At 33.4% G+C, this 20,327-nt stretch carries 18 protein-coding genes, 4 tRNA genes and 1 pseudogene; 1 reads left to right on the plus strand and 22 read right to left on the minus strand.

Features of this window, described 5'->3' with window-relative positions; genetic code table 11:
- Positions 1-12: 12 nt before the first annotated feature.
- The 15 genes from rplA to LPB88_RS12960 form a co-directional block, all read right to left on the minus strand.
- The gene (gene rplA, locus LPB88_RS12895; protein ID WP_007807440.1) at positions 13-702 is read right to left on the minus strand and encodes a 50S ribosomal protein L1; all 690 of its coding nucleotides are present in this window, start codon (positions 700-702) and stop codon (positions 13-15) included.
- 13 nt (positions 703-715) lie between these two features.
- Positions 716-1,153 (minus strand): 50S ribosomal protein L11, encoded by a 438-nt coding sequence (gene rplK, locus LPB88_RS12900; RefSeq protein ID WP_007807442.1) that lies wholly within the window; start codon positions 1,151-1,153, stop codon positions 716-718.
- 67 nt (positions 1,154-1,220) lie between these two features.
- Positions 1,221-1,772, minus strand: a complete 552-nt coding sequence (gene nusG, locus LPB88_RS12905; protein ID WP_029273444.1) for a transcription termination/antitermination protein NusG — start codon at positions 1,770-1,772, stop codon at positions 1,221-1,223.
- A gap of 10 nt (positions 1,773-1,782) precedes the next feature.
- Positions 1,783-1,980, minus strand: a complete 198-nt coding sequence (gene secE, locus LPB88_RS12910) for a preprotein translocase subunit SecE (protein ID WP_089352102.1) — start codon at positions 1,978-1,980, stop codon at positions 1,783-1,785.
- An 18-nt stretch (positions 1,981-1,998) separates the two neighbouring features.
- Positions 1,999-2,069: transfer RNA gene (locus tag LPB88_RS12915), tRNA-Trp, on the minus strand.
- A 60-nt stretch (positions 2,070-2,129) separates the two neighbouring features.
- Positions 2,130-3,317 (minus strand): elongation factor Tu, encoded by a 1,188-nt coding sequence (gene tuf, locus LPB88_RS12920; RefSeq protein ID WP_059116012.1) that lies wholly within the window; start codon positions 3,315-3,317, stop codon positions 2,130-2,132.
- Positions 3,318-3,372: 55 nt separating this feature from the next.
- Positions 3,373-3,444: transfer RNA gene (locus LPB88_RS12925), tRNA-Thr, on the minus strand.
- An 88-nt stretch (positions 3,445-3,532) separates the two neighbouring features.
- Positions 3,533-3,613, minus strand: a tRNA-Tyr gene (locus tag LPB88_RS12930).
- Between the two features lie 54 nt (positions 3,614-3,667).
- Positions 3,668-3,741, minus strand: a tRNA-Thr gene (locus LPB88_RS12935).
- A gap of 101 nt (positions 3,742-3,842) precedes the next feature.
- Positions 3,843-4,145 carry a ribosome hibernation-promoting factor, HPF/YfiA family gene (gene hpf / locus LPB88_RS12940; RefSeq protein WP_173964702.1) on the minus strand — a complete coding sequence of 101 codons (303 nt, stop codon included), beginning with the start codon at positions 4,143-4,145 and terminating at the stop codon, positions 3,843-3,845.
- Between the two features lie 34 nt (positions 4,146-4,179).
- Entirely contained in the window at positions 4,180-5,073 is an 894-nt protein-coding gene (locus LPB88_RS12945; protein ID WP_230716099.1) for a tyrosine-type recombinase/integrase, read from the minus strand.
- Positions 5,074-5,216: 143 nt separating this feature from the next.
- Positions 5,217-5,411 carry a 30S ribosomal protein S21 gene (gene rpsU, locus LPB88_RS12950; RefSeq protein ID WP_026985791.1) on the minus strand — a complete coding sequence of 65 codons (195 nt, stop codon included), beginning with the start codon at positions 5,409-5,411 and terminating at the stop codon, positions 5,217-5,219.
- A gap of 303 nt (positions 5,412-5,714) precedes the next feature.
- Positions 5,715-6,857 (minus strand): acyl-CoA dehydrogenase family protein, encoded by a 1,143-nt coding sequence (locus tag LPB88_RS12955; protein ID WP_230716100.1) that lies wholly within the window; start codon positions 6,855-6,857, stop codon positions 5,715-5,717.
- A 14-nt stretch (positions 6,858-6,871) separates the two neighbouring features.
- Positions 6,872-7,144, minus strand: coding sequence for a ComEA family DNA-binding protein (locus LPB88_RS23865; RefSeq protein WP_370635834.1), 273 nt, complete (start codon positions 7,142-7,144; stop codon positions 6,872-6,874).
- Positions 7,141-7,761: a ComEA family DNA-binding protein gene (locus tag LPB88_RS12960; protein ID WP_370635835.1), complete on the minus strand. Its 621-nt coding sequence runs from the start codon at positions 7,759-7,761 to the stop codon at positions 7,141-7,143. Before LPB88_RS12960 ends, LPB88_RS23865 begins: the two co-directional genes overlap by 4 nt.
- A gap of 272 nt (positions 7,762-8,033) precedes the next feature.
- Between LPB88_RS12960 and LPB88_RS12965 the strand changes: the two genes are divergently transcribed.
- Positions 8,034-9,512: an APC family permease gene (locus LPB88_RS12965; protein ID WP_230716101.1), complete on the plus strand. Its 1,479-nt coding sequence runs from the start codon at positions 8,034-8,036 to the stop codon at positions 9,510-9,512.
- Between the two features lie 60 nt (positions 9,513-9,572).
- Here LPB88_RS12965 and LPB88_RS12970 read toward each other — a convergent pair whose 3' ends face one another.
- From LPB88_RS12970 to LPB88_RS13000, 7 genes and pseudogenes are all read right to left on the minus strand, one after another.
- Positions 9,573-9,800, minus strand: coding sequence for a PspC family transcriptional regulator (locus LPB88_RS12970; RefSeq protein ID WP_008466940.1), 228 nt, complete (start codon positions 9,798-9,800; stop codon positions 9,573-9,575).
- A 120-nt stretch (positions 9,801-9,920) separates the two neighbouring features.
- Positions 9,921-11,191 (minus strand): annotated as a pseudogene (locus tag LPB88_RS12975) (DUF2851 family protein).
- Positions 11,192-11,268: 77 nt separating this feature from the next.
- Entirely contained in the window at positions 11,269-11,751 is a 483-nt protein-coding gene (locus LPB88_RS12980; protein WP_230716102.1) for a 3'-5' exonuclease, read from the minus strand.
- An 85-nt stretch (positions 11,752-11,836) separates the two neighbouring features.
- On the minus strand, positions 11,837-13,198 hold the full coding sequence (locus LPB88_RS12985; protein ID WP_230716103.1) for a pyridoxal-phosphate dependent enzyme: 1,362 nt from the start codon (positions 13,196-13,198) through the stop codon (positions 11,837-11,839).
- A gap of 48 nt (positions 13,199-13,246) precedes the next feature.
- Complete coding sequence (locus tag LPB88_RS12990; RefSeq protein WP_230716104.1) at positions 13,247-15,214, minus strand: putative porin; 1,968 nt, start codon at positions 15,212-15,214, stop codon at positions 13,247-13,249.
- 255 nt (positions 15,215-15,469) lie between these two features.
- Positions 15,470-16,984, minus strand: a complete 1,515-nt coding sequence (locus tag LPB88_RS12995) for a SusD/RagB family nutrient-binding outer membrane lipoprotein (protein ID WP_230716105.1) — start codon at positions 16,982-16,984, stop codon at positions 15,470-15,472.
- 3 nt (positions 16,985-16,987) lie between these two features.
- Entirely contained in the window at positions 16,988-20,275 is a 3,288-nt protein-coding gene (locus tag LPB88_RS13000) for a SusC/RagA family TonB-linked outer membrane protein (protein ID WP_230716106.1), read from the minus strand.
- Positions 20,276-20,327: the final 52 nt, after the last annotated feature.

Here is a 20,327-nt window from a genome sequence, read left to right on the forward strand (position 1 = left end):
ATTAACTACCAATTATACTGCTTTAGGGTCCAATGCAATTGCAGGACTCATAGTGCTTGTAAGGTGAATACCTTTAATGTAGGTACCTTTAGCAGCAGTTGGTTTAAGTTTGATTAATGTTTGAATAATTTCGTGTGCATTGTCATAAATTTGCTCAGCTCCAAAAGAAACTTTACCAATTCCTGCATGTACGATACCAGTTTTATCAACTTTAAAGTCAATTTTACCAGCTTTAACCTCTGCAACAGCTTTTGCAACATCCATAGTTACAGTACCTGTTTTAGGGTTTGGCATTAAACCTCTAGGTCCTAAAATACGACCTAATGGCCCTAATTTACCCATAACAGCTGGCATAGTAATGATAACATCAACATCTGTCCAACCATCTTTAATTTTTTGTAAATAATCGTCAAGACCTACATAATCAGCCCCAGCTTCTTTAGCTTCCGCTTCTTTATCTGGAGTAACCAATGCTAATACTTTAACGTCTTTACCAGTTCCGTGAGGTAATGTAACTACACCTCTAACCATTTGATTCGCTTTTCTTGGATCTACACCCAAACGAACTGCGATATCAACAGACTCATCAAATTTTGCAGAAGCTATAACTTTAATTAATGCAGCTGCATCTTTTAAAGAGTATAGTTTGTTCTTTTCAATTTTTGAAGCAGCCTCTTTTTGCTTTTTTGTTAATTTTGCCATTTCTTTCTCTTAATTAAAAAGGAGCATCTCCTGATACAGTTATACCCATAGATCTAGCAGTTCCAGCGATCATGCTCATTGCAGATTCGATTGTGAATGCATTTAAATCTACCATTTTATCTTCAGCAATTGCTTTGATAACGTCCCAAGTAACACTAGCTACTTTTTTACGATTTGGTTCACCTGATCCAGACTTTAGCTTTGCAGCTTCCAATAATTGGACAGCAGCTGGAGGAGTTTTTACAACAAAATCAAATGATTTGTCTTTATACACAGTAATTTGTACTGGGCATATTTTGCCAGGTTTATCTTGTGTTCTAGCATTGAACTGCTTACAGAACTCCATGATATTAACCCCAGCAGCTCCTAAAGCAGGTCCAACCGGTGGCGACGGATTCGCAGCACCTCCCTTAACTTGTAGTTTAACTACCTTACTAATTTCTTTAGCCATTTTTTAAAAAATTTAACACCATAATCATAGGAAGCGATTATAGTGGTTATTATAGATGTAACAAAAATTATACTTTTTCAACTTGCATAAAACTCAACTCTAATGGAGTCTTTCTTCCGAAAATCTTAACCATTACTTCAAGTTTACGCTTTTCTTCATTAATTTTTTCAACCGTTCCGTTAAACCCATTAAAAGGACCATCGATCACTTTTACAGTTTCTCCTAAGTTGAAAGGAATAGCACGAGTATCTGTATTAACAGCCAACTCATCTACCTTACCTAACATTCTATTTACTTCAGATAATCTCAAAGGAACAGGTTCTCCGCCTTTGATCTCTCCTAAAAATCCAATTACACTAGTAATAGACTTAATAATATGAGGTATCTCACCAACTAAATTGGCTTCGATCATAACATATCCAGGAAAATAAACTTTATCCTTAGACATTTTCTTTCCTTCTTTTACAGTAACTACTTTTTCTGTAGGCACTAAAACTTGGGAAACATAATCACCCATACCTAATCTGGCAATTTCAGTTTCGATATAAGCTTTGACTTTATTTTCTTGTCCGCTTACAGCTCTAACTACGTACCATTTTTTCACATTATTATCTGCCATCACAAAAAAATTATCCTTTTAACCAGTTAAAAAATCCAGCCAAAGCTTTTGCAAAAAATTCATCTACTCCCCATGTTGCCAGAGCGAACAGAACTGAAAATACAGCTACAACAATTGTCAATTTTTGAACCTCAGCCCAAGCAGGCCAAGAAACATTTGACTTTAACTCTTCGAAAGCCTCTGATAAATAATTCGTAACTTTTGTCATTTGATATATTTTTTATTGCACGGGCGGAGGGATTCGAACCCCCATCAACGGTTTTGGAGACCGCTATTCTACCCTTGAACTACGCCCGTAATTAAAAGCCAGTGATTTCAGTTAAGAAAATCAACTGGCTTTTTATAATATTTATAGGATTATCCTACGATTTCAGTTACCTGACCTGCACCTACAGTTCTACCACCTTCACGGATAGCGAAACGTAAACCTACGCTCATTGCGATTGGGCTTAATAAAGATACATTGATAGTCAAGTTGTCTCCTGGCATTACCATCTCTACTCCTTCTGGTAAAGTAATAACTCCTGTTACGTCAGTTGTACGTACGTAGAACTGTGGACGGTAGTTATTATGGAATGGAGTATGACGTCCACCTTCTTCTTTTTTCAAGATATAAACCTCAGCTTTGAAAGTAGCGTGTGGTTTTACTGATCCTGGCTTAATGATAACCATTCCTCTTTTGATAGATTCTTTATCAACACCTCTTAACAATAAACCTACGTTATCTCCAGCTTCACCTCTGTCAAGGATTTTACGGAACATCTCAACTCCTGTAATAGTAGAAGTTAATTTATCAGCTCCCATACCAATGATTTCAACAGCATCTCCTGTATTAGCAATACCAGTTTCGATACGACCTGTAGCAACAGTTCCACGTCCAGTAATTGTAAATACATCCTCAACTGGCATCAAGAATGGTTTTGCAGTATCACGAATTGGCTCTTCGATCCAATTATCAACAGCTTCCATTAATTCAATGATTTTAGGAACCCAAGCAGGATCATTATTCAATCCTCCTAAAGCAGAACCTTGAACTACTGGACCATTATCTCCATCATATTCATAGAAAGATAATAAATCTCTAATTTCCATTTCAACAAGCTCTAACAACTCAGCGTCGTCAACCATATCTACTTTGTTCATGAAAACTACCATTCTAGGAATACCAACCTGGCGACCTAAAAGGATGTGCTCACGAGTTTGTGGCATTGGACCATCTGTAGCAGCAACTACTAAGATAGCTCCGTCCATTTGAGCAGCACCAGTAACCATGTTCTTTACGTAATCCGCGTGACCTGGACAGTCAACGTGAGCGTAGTGACGGTTAGCTGTTTCATACTCTACGTGTGATGTATTAATAGTAATACCTCTTTCTTTCTCCTCTGGAGCGTTATCGATTTGATCAAACGATTTTGCTTGACAGTAACCAGCATCAGACAATACTTTTGTAATTGCTGCAGTTAATGTAGTTTTTCCGTGATCCACGTGTCCAATTGTACCTATGTTTAAGTGCGGTTTGGAACGATTAAAATTCTCCTTTGCCATTTTACTTAATTTTTAATCTTAGTTATATATTAATTTTCAATTTCCTACTTACTTGAGCCAACTACGGGAATTGAACCCGTGACCTCTTCCTTACCAAGGAAGCACTCTACCCCTGAGCTAAGTCGGCAGAGAGTTCTGATTTTAGATTCTTGAATTTAGATTTCAGATTTTATAATCCAAAACCTACAATCCGAAATCTTAACTTCTTTTTTTTGTGGGGAGAGCAGGATTCGAACCTGCGAAGTTCACACAGCAGATTTACAGTCTGCCCTCGTTGGCCGCTTGAGTATCTCCCCTTTATTTTATCAATAATTGCATGAACAATTTCAAATCGCATTTGAAATATTTAGAGCCGGCGGAGGGACTCGAACCCACGACCTGCTGATTACAAATCAGCTGCTCTAGCCAACTGAGCTACGCTGGCAATATCAATAAAAAAGTCCGCTATTTCTAACGGACTGCAAATGTAGCTATTTTATCTTTGTATCAAAACATTTTTTGAAAAAAATTTTCAATTATGTTCAATTATATATGTGCTCTTATTTTTTCTTTCCTTTTTACCAGTAAACGTTCTAAAGACTCTGCCGAAAGTTCAACTGCTTCCTCGAATGTTTTACATTGCTTCTTAACCAAAAAATCATCCCCAGGAACATTAATTTTAACCTCTACTGCCTTATTCTCCTTATCACTTGTTCTTTCAACTTTCAAAAAAACATCGGCCGAAACCACGCGATCATAATATTTTTCTAATTTATCCATTCTCTCCTGAATAAAATCTACCAACTTTCTGTCAACAGTAAAGTTAACTGCATGAACATCTACCTTCATAATACTAATTTTAGGGTTAAACATTTCAGAACTATTATTTGTTCCGAGGATGCGCATCAGTATACACCTTTTTAAGCTCTGCTAAACTATTATGAGTATAAACCTGCGTAGACGCCAAACTCGAATGCCCTAATAATTCTTTAACTGAATTTAAATCCGCTCCGTTATTTAACAAGTGAGTCGCAAAAGTATGCCGAAGCACATGTGGACTTTTTTTTACCTTTTCAGAGACTTTACTAAAGTAAGAATTTATTAATCGATACACAAAAGATTCACTCAATTTTAACCCTTTTCGAGAAATAAAAAAATAATCTCCATCTACTATCTTTTCAAGCTGAGATCTTTCCTGCAAATACATACCAAACTGCTCCACAATAACAGGCAAAATCGGAATAATCCGTTCTTTATTTCGTTTCCCTAAAACCTTAACTACATTAGAAGACAAATCAACGTTACTCTTCATTAAATGTATTAGCTCTGCTCTTCGCATTCCCGTAGTATAAAACAAATCAACAATAAGCTTATCCCTTACCTCTTCAAAACCAATAGGACTATCAATATCAGACATTAAATCTGTTAATTCTTTTTCAGAAAAAGGAATCTGAATAATTTTTGGTGTTTTCAAAGCCTTATGCTTCAACATCGGACTCACTTCTATTTGCTTTGTTTTTAAAAGAAACTTATAAAAAGCTTTCAAAGAAGCCATTTTTCGATTTACAGAAACATTTGAAATATCCGCATCGACCAAAGAAACAATCCAACTTCTAATCTGACTGTAATTTACCTTTTCAATACTTTCCTGCTCAAAATTCTCCCTATTAAATATTTCAAAGAACAAAATATCATTCAGATATGCATTGACGGTATGCGGAGAATATTTTTTCTCCAATTGAAGATAATCCCGAAATGCTTCTTTATTTGATTTCATAAGAATAAACACTTTTCCATATTATACAAATCCAAACCCTACACCTATATATAGAATACTATTTATCTCAAAATTAAGCATAAAAAAACCGTTAGCATCAAAATTTTGACAGCTAACGGTAATTATTTTTATAAAGCTATATACTAACTCTCTAAACCATCTCTCATGTTTTGGATGTAAGCAGCTTTTTGAATTTGTGCTCTTTTGATAACAGAAGGCTTAATAAAAGCAGTACGTGCTCTTAGTTGACGAACAGTTCCTGTTTTATCAAATTTTCTTTTATAGCGCTTTAATGCTCTATCGATATTTTCTCCGTCTTTAATTGGTATAATTAACATAATATTGACACCTCCTCTCGTTAAGGGTGCAAAAGTATATATTAATTATGAATTATGAGGTATAAATTCCAAATTATTTTTCTAAATATAAATTTCCTTATAAATACTCTCTGCGTGAGGGATTGTAATGGAAATTCTTTTATATTCTTAAAGAAAGAATATAAAAGATTACTTCACTTAATATCTATTTTAATTGGAGTTCAGTGAACTTCGTTTGTAATGGAAAGCCCGACCACAAAAACAAAAGCCACTCAACGTTTGCTAAATGGCTTTTGTTTTTGTGGGCACGCCCAAATTATTATTTTACTCTTTTAATAAGTTTCTTGAAATAACAACTTTTTGAATTTCAGTAGTTCCTTCTCCAATTGTACATAATTTAGAATCTCTATAGAATTTCTCTACAGGAAAATCTTTTGTATAACCGTAACCCCCGTGAATTTGAACTGCCTCGTTTGCAATTTTCACACAAGCCTCTGAAGCATACATTTTTGCCATTGCACCAATGGTTGTTACAGGTTTATGCTGTTGTTTTAAGAAAGCAGCTTTATGCAATAACAATTCCGAAGCTTCAATTTCGGTAGCCATATCAGCAAGTTTGAATGAAATTCCCTGAAAATTACTAATAGGTTGTCCAAACTGATGTCTTTCTTTAGAATATTTAAGAGCAGCTTCATACGCGCCTTTTGCAATTCCTAATGACAAAGCTCCGATTGAGATTCGTCCACCATCTAATATTTTCATAGCCTGAACAAATCCTTGCCCTACTTCTCCTAATCTATTTGCATCCGGCACGCGACAACCATCAAAAACTAATTCTGCAGTTTCACTGGCACGCATTCCTAATTTATTTTCTTTTTTCCCTGACGAAAACCCTTTCATTCCTTTTTCAAAAACAAAAGCTGTCATTCCTTTAGAATCGCCTTTTTCTCCTGTACGAACAATTACTACGGCAATATCTCCTGAAATCGCATGTGTAATAAAGTTTTTAGCTCCATTTACAATCCACTCGTCACCATCTCTTACGGCCGTTGTATTCATTCCGCCAGCATCAGAACCTGTATTATGTTCTGTCAATCCCCAAGCTCCTATATACTCAGCTGTTGCAAGTTTTGGCAGCCATTTTTTCTTTTGTTCTTCATTTCCAAAAGTCAAAATATGATTTGTACATAACGAATTATGAGCTGCAACAGATAATCCTATTGAAGGATCTACTTTTGAAATTTCTTCAACAACTGTAATGTATTCATGATATCCTAAACCGGAACCTCCATATTCTTCGGGTACTAAAACTCCCATAAATCCCATTTCGCCTAATTTTTTAAATAAAGGAATTGGGAAAATTTGAGCCTCGTCCCACTCCATTATATAAGGTCTTATATTTTTATCGGCAAAATCCTTTATTGACTGAGCAATCATTGATTGCGTTTCATTGTAATCAAAATTCATTGTGTGTTATTTTTTTAGAACTCCAAATATAAACTAATTATTTTTGCTTTTTCAACAGGAAAATCTTTAATTTTTGATAAATCCTCAATATTATTAAAATTTCCGTTCATGCTTCGAGCTGTCACGATCTGTTTTGCCAATGCATATCTGAAATAAGGAAACTGCGACAATTCTTTTAAAGAAGCATCATTTATTGCAATTTTTTTCAAATTTGGAGGTATCACCACTTTAAAATGAGAATTCAATTCTGCAATTACTTCAGGCGAAAGTCCCCAAACATCACTCATTTGTTCATAGAAACAAAACAGCCTAAAATCTCCTTTTGTTTTAATATACGCAAAGACAAAGCTTCACCTATTCCATACAATTTAATTAAATCGTCCTGAGTTGCCTGATTAATATCTAAAACTATTATTTTATTTTCTTTTTTCGAATAAGTTTTCTCTGTATACTCTTTCTGTTCTGTCTTAAAGTTAGATTTATTCTGAGTCCAGTCCGGAAATTTAAACAAAGGCGAAATAACTTTTAATAAAGAATCTGAAACTTTTGTGACTTGCTGAAATTCTTCAGTTGAATTTACATATTTATTTTGTTTTCTAAAAGCTAACAAACGATCAATTTCTTCAATCGACATTCCAAGTTTATCCCCTTTATAGTCTGAGATAAAATTTGGATTAAAAGTATACACTTTTGGCTCCCCATTATATTTTATTGATTTCAACGAATCAATTTCAGTTTGTAGAGAAACCCATTGTTCTTTCTCAGGGAAAGACTTTTCAGGAAGACTAAAGTCTACAAAAAAATAAACTACCTTTAATACTATTATAAGTATAAAAAGCAAAAAAATCCCTGTGCGTTGCTGACTTGTAAACTTAAAAAGTCCTGATAATATTTTAAAACTCATTAATTAATACATTTTCTATTTCTAATTGTAATATGATTTGTGCGAAAATAAATTATTTTATTAAGAAAAGTATTAAATAAATGACTAATTTACGAATTGATTAATCTGCTATAAAACACTAGTAATTTTAATGAATATAAGAATTTAAAGAGTGTTTCTTGTGGGTATTATCACATAATTAAATATTTTATAACTTAAAAGATGATTATTGTTTTTATTTTTTACAAAAAACAATACATTTGGAGCTTAATAACAATAAACCAATATAATATATGTCAATTTGGAGAGTTAAACCAATATCTGCTTTTGAAGCTGATATAAAAAAAAGTAATTTAAAAAGAGTTCTAGGAAAGTGGAGCCTTACTGCAATTGGAGTTGGTGCCATTATTGGTGGTGGAATTTTTGTTCTTACAGGTACGGGGGCATATTATCATGCAGGCCCTGCATTGGCAGTTTCTTTCATTATTGCAGGTATTGCCTGCGTTTTTGCTGCTCTTTGCTATTCTGAGTTTGCGTCAATTCTACCGGTTGAGGGTTCAGCTTATGCTTATGCTTACGGTACAATTGGAGAAATCTTTGCCTGGATCATTGGTTGGGGACTTATACTTGAGTACGCCATGGGATCAATGACCGTAGCGGTTTCCTGGTCAGGATACTTCAACAAATTACTTAAAATGTTTCATATTAAACTTCCTGAATGGCTCACAACAGACCCAGCCAGCTATACTGGAGAGGGTTTTTCTATGAATCTTCCTGCTTTCTTAATTGTACTTTTAGTTATTTCATTACTTATTAAGGGAACAAAAAGCGCAGCAAAAGCAAACAATATGATTGTTATTCTTAAAGTTTCTGCTGTAATCTTTGTAATCATTGCAGGACTTTTCTTTATCAATACCGCTAACTGGCATCCATTTATTCCAGCAGCGACTCAAATCATTGAAAAAGAAACAACTCATAATGCATATGGAATTGGCGGAATCGTTTCTGGAGCTGCTGCAATTTTCTTTGCTTATGTAGGTTTTGATGCAGTTTCTACACAAGCTGGAGAGGCTATTAATCCTAAAAAAGACGTTCCTTTTGCAATTATTGCTTCTTTATTAATTTGTACTACATTATATATTCTTGTTTCTTTAGTGCTAACCGGAATGATGAGTTATAAAGATTTCAATCCACTAGGAAAATATCCTGAAGCTATAAAAGCACCTGTTGCTTATGCATTTGATATTGCCGGACAAGCCTGGGCTGGATTTATTATTACAATTGCCGCAACTATTGGTTTAATATCTGTATTAATGGTAATGATTATGGGACAATCAAGAATTTTCCTTGGTATGTCTAAAGATGGTTTAATTCCTGCTGTATTTTCTAAAGTAAATCCAATTTCTGGAACACCAAAAACTAATTTAATGATTTTAGGAGGTATTATTGCTATAGTAGCTGCTTTTACTCCAATCAACAGATTAGCTGATATGACTAGTTTTGGTACTTTATTTGCTTTTACAATGGTTTGTATTGCAGTTTGGATTTTGAGAGTAAAACAACCTCAATTAACAAGAACTTTTAAAGTTCCTGCTCTTCCAGTAATTGCCGTTTGTGGTATTTCAATCAACACTTATCTAATGATTAACTTGAGTTTAGATGCTCAATTACTTTCACTTGGATGGTTAGCGATTGGTATTTTAGTTTATTTTGGATATAGTAAAAAAAGAGCCAAACTTAACCAGCCAAATACTGAAGCTGAAACAGAATAAATATCAATATGATTTCATAAAAAAACTCCATTAGTAGCAACTAATGGAGTTTTTTTTATTTTATAAATCAAAAACTGAGGTCCTTTTTGAACGAATTAAATCTTTTAATCGAATCCAAAATGCAAGGGTAAGATAAACTCCAAAGCCCAAACCAGCCGTTACAAACGAAATATAAATAAAAAATAATCGAACACTCGTTACACGCATTCCAAGCTTGTCAGCTAATCTTGAGGAAACATGAAATCCATATTTCTCGAAAAAGAATTTTAGTTTTAAAATAGCAGACATAGTTGGTTTTAGATTTATCCTTCGGCTACGCTCAGGATGATATTCGACATTCTTCAGGTGAACAAAAGTACAAAATTATCTAATTGGCACATTTTCTAATTATTAAATTACCAGATTATCTTAATTATTCTTCAACAACTCCATGCCTAATGCGCATTTTAAACACGCTCTCTTATTACAATATTCATTTTTAAGTTCTAATAAAGTTTGAGTTTCAAAAGCATTTTTAGACAGGATCCCAAAAGATTTAAACTTACTTATAATTGTATTATTCTCTGGCGCAACTTCATTCATGAACTCAATTAGATCTTCAGAAATTGTTTCACCTCTTGTGGTGGAATAAGCAAATTGAAGCGGAATTATTGTATTTATAATCACTAAATCTAAGAATGCTTTTGATAAAGTTTTCGCTTTCATTGGACTTTCTTTATCAAACTGATAGTGGTTTTGCCAATATAAACTAGCAGAAACCCTAAGTAAACCATATACTTCTTTAACCGTTTTTAGACTTATAATTTTAGAGAATAGATTTTGATGTTTGCTATATAAATTTGCCAATTGCGAAAGCCGAATCGTAGGGAAATTATCCGGTCGATGTTTAAAAAACTGAACCGAATCTATATGACATTTTTCGAATTGGTATTTATGCAGAAGATAGAAATACCTAATTTTTAAGTCTGTAAAATAAACATCTTCTCCTTCTTTATCTAATAAACCAACAGTTCCTAAAAATAAAGCTTCGAGATTTTCAACTTCGAAACTTTCTTTTCGAATAACCGAAAATGGAATAGCCTTAGCCACTTGCAAGAAAGAAACTCCATTTGTATTTAAACCAAAATTCTTTGCTAATAAACAGAATAAAACAGCCTCCCAATCCTGATTTGTTTCTTCAAGCAAATCGTAAATAAATTTTGACTTGCGTTCTAATCGTTCAAAAAACAGCCTTTCTTTCCAATTTTTAAAAACAAAATCATCTATTTCCGAAATTTGTCTTTCACAGAATATCCATGATTTTGGTGCAAGAAGTGATTTATAGGAAGATATAACATCAAATGAAACATAATCTTTTAAAACTAAAACTGGAATTTGAATGTTGTTTTCTTTAAAAATTTCCGCATCGTGCTCCCAGACGACATGCAAAATTACATTTTCGTATGCAATATCTTTTTCATGATGATGCACATACCAATCAGAAGATTTTAGGTGAATTTCGATATTTCCTGCCCACTTTTGATCTCCAATTATAATCTGGGCATTAAAAAATCCGGGCCTGAAAGCTCTAAATAATCACCTGTTTTAATAATAATGACAGGTTCGTTTTGTGTAGTTCTTAAATTCAAGGTTTCAAACTTCTTGAATTTCCAGAGATAATGAAGAAAATCTTCTTTCATTTTTTGGCTTTTACAATGATTTACAAAAGCCTAAATTTAATTAAAAATAATATTAATCCTACAATTTATAGTTAAATTTATTTCAACATATATAACTTAGCACAAGCTCGTGCATCAGATAATGCTTCATGATGGTTTAACTGAATCTTCATTTCCCGGCAGCAATCGCTCAATTTTGTTGGTTTTAAACCTTTTGCTTTATAAATCTTAACGGTACATTCCCATTTTGAAGCAATATTTAAATCTTCATAATCTAAACCGTGAAGTGCCATTGATTTAAGCAAAACGTTACGATCAAAACTTTCGTTATGTGCTACTATTACCCTATTTTTTAATCTTCTTTCAATTTCAGGATAGACCTGTAGAAACGATTTTGCATTTATTGTATCTCTCGGATAAATACCATGAACCTGAATTGTAAATGGATTATACTCATTATTAGGCGGTTTAATCAAAGTGACAAATTCGTCTACAATTATTCCGTTTTGCACAGTAACAATCCCAACAGAACACGGATGATACCCTGTAGCAGTTTCAAAATCTATTGCGGTAAAATTCATTTTAAAATCTATTTAAGCTAAAAAAAACCATAAATCTAATCTCGATAATTAGATTTATGGTTTTATAAAATTATAAAAAAATGTCTTATTTTATAGATCCAATGATATCATATTTTGTAATAATATGATGGTTTCCATTTTCAAGATCTACTAAAACTGCATCGTTTTCTTTGGTAAACAATTTAGAAACTTCTTCGATTGGAGTTCCTAATTTTACAATTGGGAAAGGTTTTCCCATTACTTCTTTAATTGGTTTTTCGGCTACATTTTTATCCGCAACATAACTTCTAAACAAATCTGTTTCATCTACAGAACCAACAAATCCGTTAATGTCTACAACCGGAATTTGAGAAATTTTATATTTTCTCATACGCTCAATTGCATGGGAAACCAATTCTTCAGTACGAACAACGATCAATTGTTTATCGATATGATCCTTAATTACGTCTTCGGCTTTGGTTACGTTTTCTTCCAGGAATCCACGTTCGCGCATCCAATCGTCATTAAACATTTTACCAACATAACGGCTTCCTGAATCGTGAAAAAGAACCACAACAACATCATCAGGTTTAAAATGTTCTTTTAACTGCAACAAGCCCTTAATACAGGCTCCAGCAGAATTTCCAACAAAAATAGCTTCTTCAAGAGCAATTTTTCTAGTATAAACCGCAGCATCTTTATCAGTTACTTTTGTAAAACCGTCGATTAATGAAAAGTCAACATTTTTTGGTAAAATATCTTCTCCAATTCCTTCAGTGATATAAGAATAAATCTCATTTTCATCAAAAATTCCAGTTTCGTGGTATTTTTTAAAAACAGATCCATAAGTATCAATTCCCCAAATTTTAATATTTGGATTTTTTTCTTTCAAGTATTTTCCAACTCCTGAGATAGTTCCTCCGGTTCCTACTCCAACTACAAAATGAGTAATTTTACCATCCGTTTGTTTCCAGATTTCAGGTCCTGTTTGCTCATAATGCGCCAACGAATTAGACAAGTTATCGTATTGATTTACGTACCATGAATTTGGTGTTTCATCCGCTAAACGCTTAGAAACCGAATAGTAAGAACGTGGATCAGTTGGCTCAACATCAGTAGGACAAACCACTACTTTTGCTCCAACTGCACGCAAAATATCCATTTTTTCTTTGGACTGTTTATCTGATATAACACAAATTAACTTGTATCCTTTTATGATTGCTACAAGAGCCAATCCCATTCCTGTATTTCCAGAAGTTCCTTCAATAATAGTTCCTCCAGGTTTTAATCTGCCATCTGCCTCTGCGTCTTCAATCATTTTCACGGCCATTCTGTCTTTTACAGAATTACCCGGATTAAAAGTTTCGACTTTTGCCAATACCAAGGCATCAATTTCAGCAACAATTTTGTTGAGTTTTACCAATGGTGTATTACCAATTGTTTCTAAAATGTTTTTTGAAAAGTCCATTTTTATTTAAATTTAATATTTGGTTTTTAATGTAATAAGAACCTAATTCTATTGGAAGAAATTCCAAACCAAACCAAATCGGATAACAAAATCACGATAAGGATTATTAGGCGCTGAATAATAATCGCTTTTAGAAAACAGAGCATTGATGTGTTCTGCTTTTAAATAAAATCGAGTCTGGCGAATTCTCGCATTTACAAATAAATCGAATAACGGATAACCTCCGATTTTTTTATTTTCCTGAATAAAAAACTCTCCAACAACCGGATTGTAATCGTTACCATAATATTTAGTAAAATAATTAAACACGACTCCGGTTTGCATATATAATGCCTTTTTGAAAAAATATCCTGAATAATAGAATGTATTTCTGGTTACAAAATCAGGCACATTTAAAATTAAATCAGATTGATCTACTTTTTGATACAAAAGTGTGTTGTCAAAACCAAAAGGTCCAAACTTAAACTCTCTGCTCGCTTTTATTGTCAAATAATTAATCGCATTTCCGTATTGTGCCGGGCTTATAATTTGAGTCTGATCTGCAATTTCTTGTGCTGTCGAAATATCTTTAAAATACAAATGATCTTTTAAAACTGAATATTCAACCTCTGCATTCAGCCAAGGTGTAAAAACATTTGCACTAAGAGAATTTATTTTTTCATTCTTAAAGTTATTCGACCAATTGTATTTTACGTAACTACTTTGATATAAATTATAGTTGTTATTTGGCAATTTATTGACGTTTCTATATCTAAAATCAAACTGTATTTTATCATTCAAATTGTATCTCAACTTAGCATCTAAATCAGAAAGTGACACATCTGTGATTGATCTTGAATATAAAAAACGACCGTTCCATTTGTTTTTCTGATATTCATATTGTCCTCCAAAATTATTAATCTGTTGGTATATATTATCCGGAATAGTTCTTCCATCTTTAAAAACTATAATTCTGTCATATTTATAATTTGATCTGTAATCGTCTACAAAAAAATTGAATTTCCCCAATAGCGAATTCTCATAAGCAACTCCAACTTTATTATATAATTTTTCATAACGAGTCTGATCATTAATATTACTTGTTGCATAAGACTCTCCAAAACGCTGAATCTGCTCGCCATCTACCGTAGATAGTACAGTTGGCTGATTGTATTCGAAGTATTTATATTCGTAATTAAACTGATGTGTTACATATAAATTATTACTCCCATTTGTTGGATTTATCCTAAAAGCATGGTCAAAAAACAAGCGTCTTCCTTTTAATAGCGACTTAGCATCTGTGAGGTAAACTTGTAAACGCTGACGATTTTTATAATCTTTATTATCACTTTCAAAATCTGTCGGTGTCGTTATCCCGCCATTTTCTTCATTCGAAATATCCTGAGAAGTAAAATGCGCATTTAAAGCATATCTTCTACTTGTTGTTGCATAACTTGTGGTAAATCTGAAATTTCCGGCACTTACCAATTGGTTTATATAATCACCCTCTGAACGTAAACCCCTGTATGCAATAGAAAAATTAAGATTTTTAGATGTATTTAATGTAATAAATGAATCTACGTTTTGTCCTTTATTTATTGTTGTATTAAAAAATAATTCGGTTAACGGAGTTGCTGCCGAGTAATATTTAATTTCATTAGCTTCCATATAATTAAAGTGTTTGCCTTTGAAACCAATTTCAGGATACGGCGAAAAACTTGTTAAATTATATTGTAATGTATTATAGGTTTGCCCAATGTTTGAGAAAGGCAAAAGCCCAAAAGTATCTTTTCTAAGATGGTTTTGCTTATAGGCACTTTTTAGTGTTAACGAAGTGTCTATGTATGTTGTGTCATGTTCTAATGTAATAATTTGATATTGGTCAATAGTTGCAACTAATGATTTTTTCTTCTTTACGGTATCAGTTATACTTGAATATTTTGTGTTCATGTCTAAACCTTTTTTAGGAGTAGTTTTTTCTTGAGAAAACAATAAAGTTGGTACAACTAATAGATATAGAAAAATGAATATTCTCATTTGATGGCTTTATATGTAATTATTTCGATAAAATTTGATGAAGCAAAGGTAAAAGATAAAAACGTATAAATAAAAAAACATAATAGATAATATAATATCTCAACAGATACTATTTTAAGCAAGAACCCCGATTACAAAAATTGTAATCGGGGTTCTAAAAAATTCAAAATAATTATTGTTTACTATTCTAAGTTAGCTTTTACTTTATATGATTGAGTTTATTCAGAATCCAAATTAACCATCATAAAAGCAATACTAAAACTTGTCCCAGAATAATTTAGTATTCAGTAAGTCACCACCAATAGCAGCGGCAGCTTTAGTATAATTTGTACCATTCACAGATTGCTCAAGACCAGGGTATGTGTATCTTACAGGAACTGTCAGGATATTTTTATTTATAGCAGCTGTTGGTGATTTTAATACAGGGAAATCTAATCTTCTATAAGATGTCCATGCCTCAAATCCTCTGTTATAAAGAGCATACCAAGCTTGCATACCAATTTTTTCTTTCCATGTTGCTCCACTTCCTGCACTTAAATAATTTACTTTAGGTTGTGTTAAGTAAGTTGTTATAGCAGCAGGTGCTACTCCCCAATCCGCCATTGAAGCAGTAATTCCAGCATCATAATATGTTTTTGCCACAGCTGAACCTCCCGGGATCAAATTTTTCTCAGCAGCTTCTGCCAATAAGAAATTCAATTCAGAAAAGTCAAATATTGTAGCAGGATACTCAGCTTTATTTAATGTAGCGGTAATGTGCGAATATGTTGCAAAAACGTTAGCTTCACCATAAGTACCTCCTACATAAGTTCTACCCGCGGGAATAACCGGAACTGGCTTAGTAGCATTCACAAAATATTTCGCCATTCTTGGGTCTCCACCCGGAACAACAGCATCCATTGCTGCAACAAAAGTTTCAGCCGGAATAAAATCATCTCTCTTACTAACAACTAAATCAGCATATAATGGGTTTTGATTCCCTGAAGTAGTTAAGTATACTAATTTAGTATTATCTGTATTAGCAGTCATTACGCCAGAAGCAATAGCTGCCTGAACCTGAGTAGCAGCATATGTTGCATCAACATCCGAAATGTTTACAGCTAATCTTACGATTAATGAATTAGCAAATTTTACCCACTTTGCATTACTTGCTGCATCACCTGCGTAAATAATATCAGCACCACCAAAGTTAGCATATGCAGCATTTTTTTTCAATACAGCAACATCTGCAGTTAATCTTGTTATAAGATCTTTGTAAATTGTTTGAGCATCATCATAAGCTGGTAAAGGATATTTTACAATATCTCCTGTCTGAGTATAAGGAACATCCCCAAAAGTGTCTACGAGGATACTATATGCATAAGCTTCTAAAACATCAATAAGAGCTAATTTATTTTGGTTAATAAGAGCAGCTTCGTCTGTTTCAGTAACCTGACTTTTAATCATCCCTTTTGCATCATGAAAATCAGCTAATACATCTCTGTACAAAACACGAAAATGAGCATCAGGAATTTTTCTAACAGTAAGCTCGTATTGACTTTCGTTTGGATAAGTAGTTTCTGCCCATTGCTGAGCAAATAATCTAAAAACGTTAATATTTACGTTTGTACTTGCCATCTGGTCTACTAATTTCTTTTCAGCATTAGTAAACATATATTCCGGCTTGGTTGTAGTTGGTCTTTTTGGATCAACATTCATATCTGTAATATCAGTACTGCATGATGACATTGCAACACTAACAAAAGATATTAATAAAAGTATTTTTTTCATGATTTAGAATTTTAATGTTAGGTTACAACCAATATTTCTTGTTGTAGGAAGAGAACCTCCTGAATAACCTGCAGACAAGTTACCTGAACTAAGTCCACTTTCTGGATCTGCATCCGGAAGATTTTTATGGATGATCCATAAGTTAGAACCTATTAAAGAAAGTCTTAAATCTGTCAACTGCAATTTAGAAACTAATGCTGAAGGAAAGGTGTATGTAAGAGTTACCTCTCTTAATTTCACATAACTTGCATCATAGATAAATGCTTTTTGTGGATTCTTAGTATATCCATAAATACCACCTGCAACTTCTGGAGCTGGTGTTCTTGTAGTATTAGGTGTACCATCTTGGTTTACACCCGGAAGGATAACTCCACCACCGTTTGCAAGTGTATTTCTTACTGGATTTCCTAACTCATTATATCCTGCAGTTGAAGCATATAAACCTGAGTTTTGTCCGTAGTATTGATCCAGAGAGAAAATATCTCCACCTTTTTGCATATCAATTAAGAAACCTAATGCAATTTGTTTGTAAGAAAATTTATTACGAATTCCACCAATCCAGTCCGGAGTAACATTTCCAATAACATTGGTAACTGACTCAGTCACTAAGTAAGTTCCTCCCTTAGTAACTTTTTGTCCATCTGGAGCATACAGGTAATCTTTACCAATAATATCTCCATAAGCATGACCTGGTTTAGCGACTATACTTACCCCACCTTGAAATGTTCCTAATGTTAATATTTCAATTCCCGGAGCTAAAGCAACAACAGTATTTTCGTTTTTAGACCAGTTTACAAAAACATCCCATTGAAAATCCTTCAATTTTACAGGAGTCAAATTAAGTTGTACCTCAATACCTTTATTCTCAACAGATCCTGCATTTGCATATCTTGAAGAATATCCTGTTGATGTAGAATAGTCTACAGGAAAGATTTGATCAGAACTCAAACTTTTGTAAACACTTGCTTCAAAACCAATTCTTCTATCAAGGAATTGCATTTCTAAACCTATCTCTTGAGATTTAGTTTTTACAGTTTTTAGATCCGGATTAGCACTTATGTCTGGTTTGGAATACAATGGATTTGATCCAAAGTTATTGAATTTACTAAAGACGCTTTGTAATGCATACAAATCGATATTTCCTTGTGGGTTCTCAGCGTAACTCGCTCTTAATTTTCCAAAAGTCAACCACTCTTGGTTAACATGCTTAGTAAAAACGTAACTAGCAGAAGTAGAGAATGTATTTACTTTGTTATTCCCTTTTGGCAATGTAGAGAATGCATCATTACGCACTGTACCATCTAAGTATAAAAAGTCTCTATACCCTAAAGAGACAGATGCATAAGCACTATTCACTCCTGAATTATCTTCAGCCTCTACAGGATATGGAGCAGGATTTACTGAGTTTGATAATGCATAAATTCCTGGTATAATAAGTCCTCCATCTGTAGAAGCAAGTGTAGAAGTACGTCTCGTTCTTAAAGAGTTAAGTCCAACTAAACCATTTAACGAAATACTTTCTGTAAGTTTTTTATTAAAATTCAAAGTTAACTGATAATTTTGCTCAGAAAACATACCACTATATTTTTGGTATCCAGAACCAACAGCCAATCTGTTTATTCCAAATGTACCATTTAAAGAACCAACTGCTTTTCTTTCTTCACGCAATTCAGAATAACTATCTGTACTTGCTTTTCCGGTTACAGATAACCAGTCAGCTACTTTATAATCTAATTGAGCATATCCTATAAAACGGTTTCTCTCATCAGATTGGTAGTTTTTATATCTTGTAAAATAAGGGTTATCCCAGTATTTAGCGCTAGTATTACCATTAGCAGGATCTGCCATATTCCAAGAGATGTTTTGTCCTCCTGAATTTTTAAAAACTTGTTCCTGAGCTTTGATATCAACATTTGTACCCCACCACTGACGGAATAATCCGGCAACGTTATCACCACCATATCCTGTTGTATTTCTACCAACTGTAGTTTGTGCCAAATAATTTGCAAAAGCACTAACAGATAATCTATCAGTAAACTTGTGGTTAATTTTAAGACTGATATTATTTTTCTTTAATTCACTATTTGGTAATATTCCGTTTTCTTTATAGTTGTTATAGTTTACAACAAAATTAGTTTTGTCTGTACCATCCTCTATAGAGATAGAATTATTGAATGTTGTAGCTGCCTGAAAAAAGGTAACAGGTCCATTTTCAGCTGCTTTCCATTCTGTTTTCTTTCCAAAATTAGGAGAATATTTAGTATAAGCATCCCATTGGTAAACTGAAAGACTTGGATCAAAAGCAACACCATAAGAAGCATCGTCTGTAGTAGTCGCAACTTGGTTTCCGTTACTATCAATAGTAAAGAAAGCTCCTGTTGGCCCCACTGGAATACCCTTAGGATTACCATTACCATCATAAGTTGGTCCGTAACCTTGTCCGTATTTATTTTGATAAACAGGGAAAGTTTTTTTATCAACACTACCTACTGTAAAATCACTAGAAATAGTTACTCCCATTCCTTTTTTGGCTTTTCCTTTTTTGGTTGTAATCATGATTACACCATTACCAGCTTGCCATCCGTATAATGCTGCTGCTGCTGCACCTTTCAAGACGTTTAATGTCTCGATATCATCTGGATTAATATCCATAGCCGCATTACCGTAATCGTATGTATTACGAGCTCCCTCAGTTTGTTTTCCTGCACTTGAGTTCGTATTAGCGTTATTAATAGGCATACCATCAATAACAATAAGCATTTGATTATCTCCTGTAAGGTTTTTAACACCTCTGGAAACTACGTTTGTAGAACCACCAAAGTTGGTGTTTTTTCTAATATTTACACCAGCTGCTTTTCCAGAAAGTTCATTAAGAAAGTTTCCACTTGCAGCACCTGAATTTAAATCAGCACCTTTAATCTCTTGTGAAGCGTAACCTAAAGATTTTTTCTCTCTTTTAATCCCTAAGGCTGTTACTACGACACCTTCAAGTTCAACTGATGAACTTATTAATTTTACATTTATTGCAGTTGAGCCTGCAGAAAATTCTTGAGATCTCATCCCAATGTAAGTAAATACCAAGGTTTGACTTGGTGTTGCTTTGATAGAGTATTTTCCATCAAAATCTGTTTGCGTTCCTGTTTTTGTTCCTTTAACTAAAACACTCACACCTGGCAAAGGCATTCCTGCATTATCGGAAACAATTCCTGAAACAGCTCTTTCTTGCGCAAAGGTAAGTTGCGCCATAAGTACTACAAGTAGCACTAAGAATCCATTAAACTTTAGTTTCATTTTTTAAATTTTGAATTAGTATCCGGCAAACATCATAATATTTTCTTAAAAC

It is taken from the genome of Flavobacterium sp. JAS (assembly GCF_020991455.1).
Classification (GTDB): Bacteria; Bacteroidota; Bacteroidia; order Flavobacteriales; family Flavobacteriaceae; genus Flavobacterium.

Coding starts and splice junctions, on each gene's coding strand:
- rplA (WP_007807440.1), bottom strand. CDS start 702: ATGGCAAAATTAACAAAAAAGCAAAAAGAGGCTGCTTCAAAAATTGAA.
- rplK (WP_007807442.1), bottom strand. CDS start 1,153: ATGGCTAAAGAAATTAGTAAGGTAGTTAAACTACAAGTTAAGGGAGGT.
- nusG (WP_029273444.1), bottom strand. CDS start 1,772: ATGGCAGATAATAATGTGAAAAAATGGTACGTAGTTAGAGCTGTAAGC.
- secE (WP_089352102.1), bottom strand. CDS start 1,980: ATGACAAAAGTTACGAATTATTTATCAGAGGCTTTCGAAGAGTTAAAG.
- tuf (WP_059116012.1), bottom strand. CDS start 3,317: ATGGCAAAGGAGAATTTTAATCGTTCCAAACCGCACTTAAACATAGGT.
- hpf (WP_173964702.1), bottom strand. CDS start 4,145: ATGAAGGTAGATGTTCATGCAGTTAACTTTACTGTTGACAGAAAGTTG.
- LPB88_RS12945 (WP_230716099.1), bottom strand. CDS start 5,073: ATGAAATCAAATAAAGAAGCATTTCGGGATTATCTTCAATTGGAGAAA.
- rpsU (WP_026985791.1), bottom strand. CDS start 5,411: ATGTTAATTATACCAATTAAAGACGGAGAAAATATCGATAGAGCATTA.
- LPB88_RS12955 (WP_230716100.1), bottom strand. CDS start 6,857: ATGAATTTTGATTACAATGAAACGCAATCAATGATTGCTCAGTCAATA.
- LPB88_RS23865 (WP_370635834.1), bottom strand. CDS start 7,144: ATGAGTGATGTTTGGGGACTTTCGCCTGAAGTAATTGCAGAATTGAAT.
- LPB88_RS12960 (WP_370635835.1), bottom strand. CDS start 7,761: ATGAGTTTTAAAATATTATCAGGACTTTTTAAGTTTACAAGTCAGCAA.
- LPB88_RS12965 (WP_230716101.1), top strand. CDS start 8,034: ATGTCAATTTGGAGAGTTAAACCAATATCTGCTTTTGAAGCTGATATA.
- LPB88_RS12970 (WP_008466940.1), bottom strand. CDS start 9,800: ATGTCTGCTATTTTAAAACTAAAATTCTTTTTCGAGAAATATGGATTT.
- LPB88_RS12980 (WP_230716102.1), bottom strand. CDS start 11,751: ATGAATTTTACCGCAATAGATTTTGAAACTGCTACAGGGTATCATCCG.
- LPB88_RS12985 (WP_230716103.1), bottom strand. CDS start 13,198: ATGGACTTTTCAAAAAACATTTTAGAAACAATTGGTAATACACCATTG.
- LPB88_RS12990 (WP_230716104.1), bottom strand. CDS start 15,214: ATGAGAATATTCATTTTTCTATATCTATTAGTTGTACCAACTTTATTG.
- LPB88_RS12995 (WP_230716105.1), bottom strand. CDS start 16,984: ATGAAAAAAATACTTTTATTAATATCTTTTGTTAGTGTTGCAATGTCA.
- LPB88_RS13000 (WP_230716106.1), bottom strand. CDS start 20,275: ATGAAACTAAAGTTTAATGGATTCTTAGTGCTACTTGTAGTACTTATG.